General features: G+C 71.9%; 11 protein-coding genes and 1 pseudogene. 10 read left to right on the top strand and 2 right to left on the bottom strand.

Annotation, left to right across the window (positions count from 1 at the left end; genetic code table 11):
- The first annotated feature begins 38 nt into the window (after positions 1–38).
- From LNW71_RS02730 to LNW71_RS02720, 3 genes and pseudogenes are all read left to right on the top strand, one after another.
- Positions 39–721 (top strand): annotated as a pseudogene (locus tag LNW71_RS02730) (response regulator).
- Positions 718–2,154, top strand: a complete 1,437-nt coding sequence (locus tag LNW71_RS02725) for a HAMP domain-containing sensor histidine kinase (RefSeq protein ID WP_250966746.1) — start codon at positions 718–720, stop codon at positions 2,152–2,154. Before LNW71_RS02730 ends, LNW71_RS02725 begins: the two are co-directional and overlap by 4 nt.
- Positions 2,151–2,678 carry a hypothetical protein gene (locus LNW71_RS02720; RefSeq protein ID WP_250966745.1) on the top strand — a complete coding sequence of 176 codons (528 nt, stop codon included), beginning with the start codon at positions 2,151–2,153 and terminating at the stop codon, positions 2,676–2,678. Before LNW71_RS02725 ends, LNW71_RS02720 begins: the two co-directional genes overlap by 4 nt.
- A gap of 46 nt (positions 2,679–2,724) precedes the next feature.
- Here LNW71_RS02720 and LNW71_RS02715 read toward each other — a convergent pair whose 3' ends face one another.
- Entirely contained in the window at positions 2,725–3,474 is a 750-nt protein-coding gene (locus tag LNW71_RS02715; RefSeq protein ID WP_250966744.1) for a hypothetical protein, read from the bottom strand.
- Between the two features lie 104 nt (positions 3,475–3,578).
- Between LNW71_RS02715 and ggt the strand changes: the two genes are divergently transcribed.
- Together ggt and LNW71_RS02705 are read left to right on the top strand one after the other, a co-directional pair.
- Positions 3,579–5,387, top strand: a complete 1,809-nt coding sequence (gene ggt / locus LNW71_RS02710; protein WP_250966743.1) for a gamma-glutamyltransferase — start codon at positions 3,579–3,581, stop codon at positions 5,385–5,387.
- A 152-nt stretch (positions 5,388–5,539) separates the two neighbouring features.
- Positions 5,540–6,385 carry a glycoside hydrolase family 75 protein gene (locus LNW71_RS02705; protein WP_250966742.1) on the top strand — a complete coding sequence of 282 codons (846 nt, stop codon included), beginning with the start codon at positions 5,540–5,542 and terminating at the stop codon, positions 6,383–6,385.
- A 56-nt stretch (positions 6,386–6,441) separates the two neighbouring features.
- On the opposite strand, the gene map is transcribed toward LNW71_RS02705, so the two are convergent.
- Positions 6,442–7,209, bottom strand: a complete 768-nt coding sequence (gene map / locus LNW71_RS02700) for a type I methionyl aminopeptidase (RefSeq protein WP_250966741.1) — start codon at positions 7,207–7,209, stop codon at positions 6,442–6,444.
- Between the two features lie 41 nt (positions 7,210–7,250).
- Here map and LNW71_RS02695 point away from each other — a divergent pair, with 41 nt between their 5' ends.
- The 5 genes from LNW71_RS02695 (at position 7,251) to LNW71_RS02675 (ending at position 11,769) form a co-directional block, all read left to right on the top strand.
- Complete coding sequence (locus tag LNW71_RS02695; RefSeq protein ID WP_250966740.1) at positions 7,251–7,520, top strand: helix-turn-helix transcriptional regulator; 270 nt, start codon at positions 7,251–7,253, stop codon at positions 7,518–7,520.
- A gap of 47 nt (positions 7,521–7,567) precedes the next feature.
- The gene (locus tag LNW71_RS02690) at positions 7,568–7,948 is read left to right on the top strand and encodes a PPOX class F420-dependent oxidoreductase (protein WP_250966739.1); all 381 of its coding nucleotides are present in this window, start codon (positions 7,568–7,570) and stop codon (positions 7,946–7,948) included.
- 151 nt (positions 7,949–8,099) lie between these two features.
- Entirely contained in the window at positions 8,100–9,404 is a 1,305-nt protein-coding gene (locus LNW71_RS02685; protein WP_250966738.1) for a hypothetical protein, read from the top strand.
- 242 nt (positions 9,405–9,646) lie between these two features.
- Positions 9,647–10,489, top strand: coding sequence for a nitrilase-related carbon-nitrogen hydrolase (locus tag LNW71_RS02680; protein WP_250966737.1), 843 nt, complete (start codon positions 9,647–9,649; stop codon positions 10,487–10,489).
- Positions 10,486–11,769 carry an aspartate aminotransferase family protein gene (locus tag LNW71_RS02675; protein ID WP_250966736.1) on the top strand — a complete coding sequence of 428 codons (1,284 nt, stop codon included), beginning with the start codon at positions 10,486–10,488 and terminating at the stop codon, positions 11,767–11,769. The genes LNW71_RS02680 and LNW71_RS02675 overlap by 4 nt, the downstream gene beginning before the upstream one ends.
- Positions 11,770–11,856 lie beyond the last annotated feature (87 nt).

Raw genomic sequence — 11,856 nt, 5'->3', positions numbered from 1 at the left:
CCATCCGCTCGCTCCTTGACTGCTGGGATACCGACACCATGCCTCGCGTGCTCCTGATCGAAGACGATCCCGCCGTACGGGAAGGGGTGGAACTGGGGCTGCGCAGGCGCGGACACGAGATGCGGACCGTCGGGACGGGGGAGGCGGGTCTCGCCGCCCTCGCGGACTTCCGGCCCGAACTGGTCCTCCTGGACCTGATGCTGCCCGGCATGAACGGCGTCCAGGTCTGCCACCGCATCCGCGAGTCCAGCCAGCTGCCGATCATCATGCTCACCGCCAGAGGTGACGACTTCGACGTGGTCGTGGGCCTGGAGGCCGGCGCGGACGACTACATCGTCAAGCCCGCCCGCACCGAGGTGATAGAGGCAAGGATCCGCGCGGTGCTGCGACGGCTCGCCGAACCGGCGGGGCGCGGCGGGAGCGAGCGGCACGGCGCACTGACCGTCGACCGCGCCGGGCTCACCGTCGCCAAAGCGGGCGAGCGCCTGCTGCTCGCCCCGTCCGAACTGAAGCTGCTGCTGCACCTGTCGGCCTCGCCGGAGCAGGTCTTCAGCCGCCAGCAGCTCCTCGAATACGTCTGGGAACACAGCTACCACGGCGACGCGCGGCTGGTCGACGCGTGCGTGCGCAGGCTGCGGCAGAAGATCGAGGACGCGGCCGGCAGCCCCGCTACATCCAGACCGTCCGTGGATTCGGCTACCGCTTCGGACCGCTCGGATGAAACTGTTCGCCGCCCGTTTCGGTCTGCGCACCCGGCTGATCGCCGCGTTCCTGTTCGTCGCCGCGGTCAGCGCCGCCACCACCGCGACCCTGACCTACCGCGAGGCCCGCTCGGCGATACTCCAGCAGGCGCAGGACACCGCGGTCGCCCAGTTCCGCGACCGGGTCGGCGCACAGGGCGTCAGCCTTCCGCTGGACCGGGTCTGGCTGCGGGACATGTGCCTCTCCCTGGCGCGGGAGGGGAAGTCGCACACGTGGACCGTCTTCGCCGAGTACGGGAACCTGCGGGTCTCCTCCTCGGACCGGCCGTCCTCGGGTGTGATCACGCCCGGGCTGCGCGCGGCCGCCCGGGACAACAGCCACGGCTCGTTCCAGCGGGTCGTGAAGGACGGCAGGCCCTGGCTGACCGTCGGGATGCCGACGCTTTTCGACCGCGGTGACGGGCGCCAGCCCACCGGACTCGTCCTGTACGCAGTGATGCCCCTCGCCACGGAGGAGGCCAACGTCGAGGCCATGGTCACCGCGGCCCGCGACGGCGCCCTGCCCGCCCTGCTCATCGCCCTGGTGCCCGCGCTGCTCGCCGCGCGCAGCGTCCTGCGCCCGGTGCGTGATCTGCGCCGGGCCGCCGCGGGTATCGGCCGGGGCGAGCTCGACACCCGGATCGAGGTGCGCGGATCGGACGAGATCGCCGAACTTGCCTGGACGTTCAACGAGTCCTCGACCAAGCTCCAGGAGTCCGTTGCGGAGCTCCGGCAGGCCGAGACGCGGGCCAGACGGTTCGCCTCGGACGTCTCGCACGAGCTGCGGACCCCGCTCGCCGGGATGCTGGCCGTCACGGAGGTGCTCGACGAGGACGCCGGCGAGCTGCGCCCCGACACCGCGGCGGCGGTCCGGCTGATCAGCTCCGAGACCGTGAAGCTGGCCACCCTGGTGGAGGACCTGATGGAGATCTCCCGCTTCGACGCCGGGGCCGCAGATCTCCATCTGGACGAGGTCGACGTCGGTGAGACCATCCGCAAGACGCTGCAGGGCCGGCACTGGGAGGACCGTGTCCACACCGAACTGCCCACCGGTGTACGGGCGGTGCTCGACCCCCGCCGGTTCGACGTGATCGTCGCCAACCTGGTCGGCAACGCCCTGCGGCACGGGGCGGGGCCCGTGACCGTACGGCTGCGGACCGAGCAGCGGGAGGGGAGGGGCCGGCTGGTGACGGAGATCGCCGACAGCGGACCCGGCATCGACGCCGCGGTGCTCCCGCACATCTTCGACCGGTTCTACAAGGCCGACGCCGCGCGCACCCGGTCGGCCGGCAGTGGTCTGGGCCTCGCGATCACCCAGGAGAACGTCCGGCTGCACGGCGGCAGCGTCCATGCCGTGAACGGCCCTTCGGGCGGCGCGGTCCTCATCGTCGAACTGCCGCTGGCGGAAGGGTGAGAGGCGGACGCGCGCTCGGCGCGACGCTGGCCGTCGCGCTGCTGAGCGCCGGGTGCGGGATACGGGCGACGGACGTCGTCGAGGCCGGCGAACCGGCGATCGTGGAGGTGGTACCGGCCCGCCCCCTGGGCACGCTCCTGTACTTCGTCTCCTCGTCCTCCGCATCCCGGCTGCTGCCCGTCGTACGGCCTGGCGAGCCGCTGGACGGGTCCGCCGGTGCGGGTTCGGGAGAGGCCTCCGCCGGCGCGGACAAGGCGCTGTCCCTGCTCTTCGCCGGCCCCTCCAAGGCGGAACGGGACGCGGGGCTGCGCTCCGAACTTCCTCACGGGCGCGTGGAACTGAGCGTCCGGCTGAGCGCGCAGGGCGTGCAGGTGACTCTGGACGCCCCCGTCAACGGACTCTCCGAGACGGCACGCCAGCAGCTGTTCTGCACCGCGGCGCAGGCCCGTACGGCCGACCGGGGCGAGGCGGTGACGGTGACCGGGACCGACGGTGTCATCGGGCCGGCCCACTGCTCCGTCTGACCGCGCCCGGTACCCGCAGGCCGCGCGCGGCACTCGGCCCGAGCCCTCAGCCGGAGGCGCGGTGCGAGGTCCGCGGCGCCGGCGCGGGTGCGGGCGCCTGCGCGGCACGGGTCACATCCGCCACCAGCTCCACGACGTCCGGGCCGTACGCCTGGGAGTTGACCACCTTCAGCAGCAGGCAGAAGGAATTGTTGCCGTGCTTGCGCGACAGCCGCTCGTGGTTGCGGGCCAGATACCGGGACGCCGCCTGGTTGGTGATCGCCTGCTGTCCGCAGAACAGGAAGACCGGGCGGGCCTCCTGACCGGCCGTCAGTCGTGCCAGCAGTACGTACTCGGCGGTGCCCTTCTCCACCCGGTAGCGCTCCGAGCCGATCTGGAAGGCGTTGCGGTCCGGGCCGGGCTCGGCGTCGGTGTTCACCTTCACGCCGGGCAGCAGCGAATGCAGATGCGCGGCCATCCGGCGGTTGGAGACCGGTCCGCCCACGCAGAACTCGGTCCGTTCGCCGAAGCCCTGCTGGGCGACGTCGTGGGACAGGATCTGGGCATGCGCGGAGCAGTCCTTGATCAGCGCGGAGAGTTCGAGCAGGGCGAACACGTCGTGGCGGTGGACGGCCCCGTCGCCGCCCGCGTCGCGGTTGACGACGAGCAGGCACTCCGAGTTCCCGGGCAGCCCGAAGAACGCCTGCTTGCGGCGGAGCTTGCGGCGCCAGAGGTAGGTGCGCGCGAGCCAGCCGAGGGCGGCACTGATGCCGGCGGCTATCACGCCCAGCACGATGTTGCGTACGTCGTCAGTCATGGGCGGGCATGTTAGCGGGCATTCGGCCTCAAGTTCGAGGCGGTCCTGACGGGGCGGCCGGGGCAGAGCTACCCTGCGCGGACAATCCTTCACTGGAGGTGCGCATGCGACGTTCCGTTGCACGGAATGTGTCGTTCTTGGGGGTTCTCGCCGCCGTGGTGTCGGTCGGGGCAGCCGCCCCGTCCTCGTCCGCGCCACCGGCCGAGCCGCCGCCCAAATCCCCCGTCGCGGTGGGATACGGGGGTGCGGTCTCCAGCGTCGACGCCGACGCGACCGCCGCCGGTATCGAGGTGCTCCGCAACGGCGGCAACGCGGTGGACGCGGCGGTGGCGACCGCGGCGGCGCTCGGGGTGACGGAGCCGTACTCGGCGGGACTGGGGGGTGGTGGATACTTCGTCCACTACGACGCCAGGACCCGCACCGTGCAGACCATCGACGGCCGGGAGACCGCGCCGCACAGCGCCGACTCCTCCCTCTTCCTGGAGAACGGCAAGCCGCTGGCCTTCGAGGACGCCGTCACCAGTGGACTCGGGGTCGGCACGCCGGGCACCCCCGCCACCTGGGACACCGCGCTCGACACCTGGGGCAGCAAGTCGCTGCGGCAGGTGCTGAAGCCGGCCGAACGTCTGGCCCGGGACGGCTTCGTCGTCGACAGCACGTTCCGTTCCCAGACGGAGGGCAACCAGGCCAGGTTCGCCGACTTCCCCGCGACCAGGAAGCTCTTCCTGCCGGGCGGGCAACTGCCGCAGGTCGGCTCGGTGTTCAAGAACCCCGACCTGGCGCGCACCTACGACGAGGTCGGCCGCAAGGGGCTCGACGAGATATACCGGGGCAAGCTGGCCCAGGACGTCGTGCGGACCGTACGCAATCCGCCGGTGGACGCCGGCTCGTCCCGGGTGGTGCGGCCGGGCGACCTCACCACGAAGGACCTGCGCTCCTACCGCGCACTGCGGCAGGCGCCCACGAAGGTGGACTACCGGGGACTCGACGTGTACGGCATGGCGCCGTCCTCCTCGGGTGGTACCACGGTGGGGGAGGCCCTCAACATCCTTGAGTCCACGGACCTTTCGAAGGCGAGCGAGACGCAGTACCTGCACCGTTTCATCGAGGCCAGCCGGATCGCGTTCGCGGACCGCGGGCGCTGGGTCGGCGACCCGGCGTTCGAGGACGTGCCGACCAAGGGACTGCTCAGCCAGCGGTTCGCCGACTCGCGTGAGTGCCTGATCAAGGACGACGCGGTGCTGACCAGCCCGCTCGCCCCGGGGGACCCCCGCCACCCGGCCAGGTGCGCCGCCGGCGGCACGGCCGCGCCGACGACGTACGAGGGGGAGAACACCACACACCTGACGACCGCCGACAAGTGGGGCAACGTCGTCGCCTACACCCTGACCATCGAGCAGACCGGTGGCAGCGGCATCACGGTGCCCGGGCGCGGGTTCCTGCTCAACAACGAGCTGACCGACTTCTCGTTCGCGCCCGCGGACCCGGCCGTCCACGACCCGAACCTGCCGGGTCCGGGCAAGCGGCCGCGGTCGTCGATCTCGCCGACCATCGTGCTGAAGCACGGGCAGCCGGTGCTCGCCCTGGGATCGCCCGGCGGCGCCACGATCATCACGACCGTGCTGCAGTCGCTGATCGGCAAGGTCGACCGGGCACTCCCGCTGGTGGACGCCATCGCGGCGCCCCGCGCCAGTCAGCGCAACGCGCCGACTACGGAGCTGGAACCCGCGCTCTGGAACAGCCCCGTGCGGGCCCGGCTCGAAGCCCTGGGGCATGCCTTCAAGCTGAACCCCGAGATCGGAGCGGCGACGGGTGTGCAGCGCCTGCCGGACGGGCGGTGGCTCGCTGCCGCCGAGAAGGAGCGGCGGGGCGGCGGCTCGGCGATGGTGGTGAGGCCGAGCGGCCGGTCCTGACGGGTCGTCAATAGCATCACGGGTGGGGCCGGCCGGCCGCGGGAAAACCTGCGGGGCCGGCCCCGAACTCTTGACGCGAACATGCCTAGGGGGGCATCTTGGCCACGTTGGTAAGGAAACTTTCCTAACAGAAGGGCACCCCCACAGTGCGTATGCGAACGCTTGCCCTCGCCACGGCCTCCGGCGCGGCCCTGCTCGCGGCCGGGGCGCTGGCGCCGGCCGCACCGGCCGGCCCCGTCTCCCCCTCCGCCGCGGCGGCCCCGGGTGCGGTGCACCTCGCCACCGTCGCCCATGCCCGTCCGGTCTCCGCCGCCGACGACGACGGGCCCTCCGACGGCCCCTCCGACGGCGCCGGTTCCACGGCGGACGGGACCGTCTCGTCCGGGGACCAGTCGTCGGCCGGCATCAGGGAAGGCTCCGTGAGCGCGGCCGACCTGCTGGCCAAGGTCTCCTCCTGTTCCCAGATCTCGAACGGCAAGTACCGTACGGACGAGGAGACTTCGGCCTCGATTCCGGTCTGCGGAAAGAACGGCGCGGTGTTCTGGAAGGCCGACATGGACATCGACTGCGACGGTCAGGTGACCACGGCCTGCAACGCGGACACCGACCCGTGGTTCCAGGACGACACCGCATTCCACACCTCCGGCGGCCAGCCGCTGAGCGCGGAGAAGCTGCCGTACGTCGTCGTGCCGAGCAGCAGCAGCATCTGGAACTACGGCAGCGCCGGGATCAAGGGCGGTGGCGTCGTCGCCGTCGTCTACGGCGACAAGGTGCAGTACGCCGTCGTCGGCGACACCGGCCCCGACCAGATCATCGGTGAGGCCTCGTACGCCACGGCCCAGGCCCTCGGCATCGACCCCGACCCGGAGACCGGCGGCACCGAGTCCGGCGTCACGTACATCCTGTTCAAGGACTCGACGGTGTCGCCGATCGAGAGCCACGACGCCGCCGTGACCGCCGGCGACGCCCTCGCCAGGGAATTCCTTCAGAACAACTAGGGTCTTTCGTGCGGATCAGGCCGGGTCCGGCACGAGTCCGGACGAGGGCGCTGCTATCACACCGCGGTCAGGATCCGCGGTCCGTCGTCGGTGATCGCCACCGTGTGCTCGGCGTGCGCGGCCCGGCTGCCGTCGGACGTGCGCAGCGTCCATCCGTCCCGGTCCGGGTGGAACGCGTCCTGGCCGCTGCCGATCAGCATCGGCTCGATGGCCAGCACCATGCCGTGCCGCAGCGGCATCCCACGGCCCGGCCGTCCCTCATTGGGCACGGCCGGGTCCTCGTGCATGGACCGGCCCACGCCGTGCCCGCCGAACCCCTCCGGGATGCCGTAGCCGGCCGTGCGGCAGACGGTGCCGATCGCGTGTGCGATGTCGCCGATGCGGTTGCCCACGACGGCGGCCCCGATGCCCGCGTCCAGCGCCGCGAACGCCGTCTCGATCAGCCGGGTGTCCGCCGGCCGGGCGCGGCCGACGGTGAAGCTGATGGCCGAGTCCCCGACCCAGCCGTCGAGCGTCGCCCCCGCGTCGATGCTCACCAGGTCGCCGTCGCGCAGCCGCAGGTCCGTCGGGATGCCGTGCACGATCGCGTCGTTGACCGATGCGCAGATCACGCCGGGGAACGGGACGGGCGCGAAGTGCGGGCGGTAGTTCAGGAACGGCGATCCGGCGCCCGCCTCGCGCAGGACCCCGCGGGCCACCTCGTCGAGTTCGCGCAGCGAGACGCCGACCGCCGCCGCTTCCCGCACGGCCGCCAGCAACTGCGCCACGACCCGGCCGGCCTCACGCATGGCTTCGATGGATGTATCTGTCTTGAGCTGCACCATGCCAATTACTATACCGGTTCGGACGGTATTAGAATGACGGCATGGTACGAACGCCCCTCACCCCTGAAGAGCACCTGCGCGGCGAACGGCTCGGCCGGCTGCTCCGCGAGGCGCGCGGTCCCCGCAGCATGGTCGACATCGCCCGGTGCGCCGGGATCTCGGCCGAGACGCTGCGCAAGATCGAGACCGGCCGCGCTCCCACGCCCGCCTTCTTCACCGTCGCGGCACTGGCCGGGGCGCTCGGCCTCTCGATGGACGAACTGCTCCCGCGCTGTGTCCCGGAGCCCGACGTCGTCCCGCTGGCCGGGTAGGGCGCCGGGCCCCGCCGCCCCGCCCCGCGGATGCGTAGGGTTGGGCCATGAGCCTCCAGGAGTTCGCGCGCAGCGAGTACGTCAGCCTCACCACGTACCGGAAGGACGGCACGCCCGTCGCCACGCCGGTGTGGGCGGCGGCCGACGGGGGCGAGCTGCTCATCTGGACCAAGACCGACTCGTGGAAGGTCAAGCGGCTGCGCAAGGACAGCCGCGTCCGCGTCACCGTCTGTGACGTGCGCGGCCGGATCGCGGAGGGCGCCCCCAGCGCCGAAGGGACCGGGCGGCTGCTCGAAGCCGACGGGACGGCTGCGGTGCGCCGCGCGATCTCCCGCAAGTACACCTGGAAGTACTGGCTGCTCGACTACCCGGCGATGATCGCCCGGCTCGGCAAGCGACCGCACACGGGCATCGCCGTCACCTTCTGAGCCCGGATGCGGGCATGTGGGGGGCGCTCGCGCGCGGAGCCGCGCGCCTCTCGGACCCGGGCCGAAAAGAGCGCGTAGCCGTCCCGTAACACGGCTGCGGTCGAATGCCTGCGGACTGGAAGGTTCCAGTCGACGGCGGCCGAGGGCGACGATGACGGTGCATCAGCATGCTGTGTCCATGGGCGAGTTCGCGCGCTATCTGCGATACCTGACCGGGCTGCTCGATTCCGGGCGGGGCTGGTACGGCGTCTTCTGCCGGCGCGACCCGGCAGGGATGCGGGCCTGTCTGGAGGGCGCCGAGCTCCCGCCCTGGGACGTGATGGAATCGCTCCTCGTGGACCTCACGACGGAGCGCGGGGCCGTGTTCGCGGAGCGCGAGTCGGTGCGCGCCGCCGAGCTCTACGCCGTCTCTGCCGTAGCCCACGACCGCCGCCCCGGCGGGCGGGAGCAGCTCGTGGAGCGGCTGGAGCTGATGCTGCGGGAGCAGAGCCACGCCGCCCAGCGGCTGCGGACGGCCCACGCGGGCGGTGACGCGGGCGTGGTGGACGCCGAGGCGGTCGCCTGGGCCCGCGACGACCACGCCCGCGCCACGGCCCGCTGTGCCGAGCTGCGCAGACGGCTGGCGGCGGTGGCGGTGCCCGCGGGGTGGTTCCGCGCGGAGCCGGAACCCGGTCCCGGGGCGGCGCCGGAACCCGAGGCCGTACCGGAGCGGGTCGAGGTCGCCCGCGCGCCCGCCGCCCCCGCGCGCAAGAAGCCGCGCGGTGCCAGGTTCGCCGGTCTGGACGTGGACGAGGAGAGCACCGAGTCCGCCGCATCCGTCCTGCCCGTGCCGCCGGCGGCGGCCGCCGCCGTGCCGCGCGGCGCCCGGTTCGGCGGCGCCCCGGGCGCGGGCGACGCCCCTGCCGTGCCCGCCCCGGCCGCCGTGGATCCCGCCGCGCTGCAGGCCGCCCGCGACACCGTGGCGACCCTGCTCGGGCTGCGGGCGGAGGGGCGCAGCGGGGAGGCGCACGGTGTGCTCTGCGAGGCGGCCGGCCTGCCCGCGGACCGGCTGCCGGTGCTCGCCGCCGAGCTCCATCGGGCGGGGCTCGGCGCGGACTGGGCCACCCTGCTGTGGGAGGTGTCCTCGCTGTCTCCGGCCGTGCTCGCGGCGGCCGCGGCCGCACTGGCCGAGGCGGGGCGGCCGGAGGACTGCGACCGGCTGCTGCGCCAGGGCGTAGTGCGGCCCGCCGCCGAGATCGCCGACGCCGTGGTCGCGCTGGACCGGGCCGGCCGCGGCCCGCAGGCGCAGGCGCTGCTCGGTGCCTTCGTCCGGGTGCGGACACCGCAGGACGCGGCCAAGATCGCCGAGAGCGATCCGCACCACCTCGTACCGCAATTGCTGGCGGCGGCCCGTGGGGTGTCCGGGGCGCGGGAGCGGGACGTGGTGCACGCGCTCAGGGTGGCGGGGATCGCTTAGGGCCTCTTGTCTGGATCAGGCCTGATCCAAGCGAAAGATCCTGATGCACCCGGGTGCAGACCGTGTTTGTCCACCTCGCTTCCGGGAATGGACCGCACGGGTGTGAAACATGATCGACTCCGCTGGTTCACGGCGATGGTCTTGCCCCGCTGTGTGACGGGGCTTACGTTCTCCTCTACGCACGTGTCTACGGGCGTAGAAAAGCGAAGAGGCTCTCTGACGCCGCGTCGAAGGAGCAGCTCATGTCCCAAGTCGTACGCGCCGCACTCGTCCAGGCGACCTGGACCGGCGACACGGAATCCATGATCGCCAAGCACGAGGAGCATGCCCGCGAGGCCGCCCGGCAGGGGGCGAAGATCATCGGCTTCCAGGAGGTGTTCAACGCCCCCTACTTCTGCCAGGTGCAGGAGCCCGAGCACTACCGCTGGGCCGAGCCCGTGCCCGACGGGCCGACCGTGCAGCGGATGCGGGAGCTGGCCCGCGAGACCGGCATGGTGATCGTCGTCCCGGTCTTCGAGGTCGAGCAGTCCGGCTTCTACTACAACACCGCCGCCGTGATCGACGCCGACGGGTCCTACCTCGGCAAGTACCGCAAGCACCACATCCCGCAGGTCAAGGGGTTCTGGGAGAAGTACTACTTCAAGCCCGGAAACGTCGGCTGGCCGGTCTTCGACACGGCGGTCGGCAAGGTCGGCGTCTACATCTGCTACGACCGGCACTTCCCCGAGGGCTGGCGTCAACTCGGACTCAACGGAGCCCAGTTGGTCTACAACCCGTCAGCCACCTCGCGCGGTCTCTCCGGCTACCTCTGGCAGCTGGAACAGCCCGCGTCCGCCGTCGCCAACGAGTACTTCATCGCCGCGATCAACCGCGTCGGCCAGGAGGAGTACGGCGACAACGACTTCTACGGCACCAGCTACTTCGTCGACCCGCGCGGGCAGTTCGTCGGTGAGCCGGCCAGCGACAAGGCCGAGGAACTCCTGGTACGCGACCTGGACTTCGGGCTCATCGACGAGGTCCGCCAGCAGTGGGCGTTCTACCGGGACCGCCGCCCCGACGCCTACGAGGGGCTGGTCGAGCCGTGAGCAGCCTGCACCGTCGCCATGTCGCCGTCAGCCCCGACTGGCTGGCGCTCTACTACCGGAACCCGCTGGAGATCACCCACGGTGAGGGCCGCCACGTCTGGGACGCGGAGGGCAACCGCTACCTCGACTTCTTCGGCGGCATCCTCACGACCATGACCGCCCACGCGCTGCCCGAGGTCACCAAGGCGGTCAGCGAGCAGGCCGCGCGGATCATCCACTCCTCCACGCTCTACCTGAACCGGCCGATGGTCGAGCTCGCCGAGCGCGTCGCCACGCTCTCCGGCATCCCGGAGGCCCGGGTCTTCTTCACCACCTCCGGCACCGAGGCCAACGACACAGCGCTGCTGCTCGCCACCACGTACCGCAGGTCCAACCAGATCCTCGCGATGCGCAACAGCTACCACGGCCGGTCCTTCTCCGCGGTCTCCATCACCGGAAACAACGCCTGGTCACCGACCAGCCTGTCGCCGCTCCAGACGCTGTACGTGCACGGGGGCGTCCGCAGCCGCGGACCGTACGCGCACCTGAGCGACGGGGAGTTCATCGCGGCCTGCGTCGCGGACCTGGAGGACCTGCTCGGCCACACCAGGGATGCCGCAGCCCTGATCGCCGAACCCATCCAGGGCGTGGGCGGGTTCACCTCACCGCCCGACGGCCTGTACGCGGCGTTCCGCGAAGTCCTGAACCGGCACGGCATCCTGTGGATCTCCGACGAGGTGCAGACCGGCTGGGGGCGCTCCGGCGAGCACTTCTGGGGCTGGCAGGCGCACGGGCAGAGCGGTCCGCCCGACATCGTCACCTTCGCCAAGGGCATCGGCAACGGCATGTCGATCGGGGGCGTCATCGCCCGTGCCGAGGTCATGAACTGCCTGGACGCCAACTCCATTTCGACGTTCGGCGGTTCCCCGGTCACCATGGCCGCCGGCCTCGCGAACCTCTCCTACCTCCTCGAACACGATCTCCAGGGCAACGCCCGCCGGGTCGGCGGCCTGCTCATCGAGCGGCTGCGCGCGATCGGCGCCGCCTCGGAGCACGTCCGGGAGGTACGCGGCCGTGGCCTGATGATCGGCATCGAACTGGTGAAGCCGGGCACGGACGAGGCCGATCCCGCGGCGGCCGCAGCCGTGCTGGAAGCGGCCCGCGAGGGCGGCCTGCTCATCGGCAAGGGCGGCGGCCACAACACCAGTGTGCTGCGCCTCGCCCCGCCCCTCTCGCTCTCCATCCCGGAGGCGGAGGAGGGCGCGGCGATCCTCGCCGACGCACTGCGCACGCTGGGGTGAGCACGTGCCGGGGCGCTGCGCCACCGTGCGGCGCGCCCCGGCGCGGCGCGTTGCCACACCGCGTCACCCACTTCTACGTTCTTCGTC

The organism is Streptomyces sp. RKAG290 (assembly GCF_023701695.1).
Classification (GTDB): Bacteria; Actinomycetota; Actinomycetes; order Streptomycetales; family Streptomycetaceae; genus Streptomyces.
The sequence above is the reverse complement of the archived record's forward strand: the minus strand, read 5'-3'. Positions and strand labels throughout refer to the sequence as shown.

What these genes read in the sequence shown, in the direction of transcription:
- LNW71_RS02725 (WP_250966746.1), top strand. Translation starts at nt 718, where the DNA reads ATGAAACTGTTCGCCGCCCGTTTCGGTCTGCGCACCCGGCTGATCGCC.
- LNW71_RS02715 (WP_250966744.1), bottom strand. Translation starts at nt 3,474, where the DNA reads ATGACTGACGACGTACGCAACATCGTGCTGGGCGTGATAGCCGCCGGC.
- ggt (WP_250966743.1), top strand. Translation starts at nt 3,579, where the DNA reads ATGCGACGTTCCGTTGCACGGAATGTGTCGTTCTTGGGGGTTCTCGCC.
- LNW71_RS02705 (WP_250966742.1), top strand. Translation starts at nt 5,540, where the DNA reads ATGCGAACGCTTGCCCTCGCCACGGCCTCCGGCGCGGCCCTGCTCGCG.
- map (WP_250966741.1), bottom strand. Translation starts at nt 7,209, where the DNA reads ATGGTGCAGCTCAAGACAGATACATCCATCGAAGCCATGCGTGAGGCC.
- LNW71_RS02695 (WP_250966740.1), top strand. Translation starts at nt 7,251, where the DNA reads ATGGTACGAACGCCCCTCACCCCTGAAGAGCACCTGCGCGGCGAACGG.
- LNW71_RS02690 (WP_250966739.1), top strand. Translation starts at nt 7,568, where the DNA reads ATGAGCCTCCAGGAGTTCGCGCGCAGCGAGTACGTCAGCCTCACCACG.
- LNW71_RS02685 (WP_250966738.1), top strand. Translation starts at nt 8,100, where the DNA reads ATGACGGTGCATCAGCATGCTGTGTCCATGGGCGAGTTCGCGCGCTAT.
- LNW71_RS02680 (WP_250966737.1), top strand. Translation starts at nt 9,647, where the DNA reads ATGTCCCAAGTCGTACGCGCCGCACTCGTCCAGGCGACCTGGACCGGC.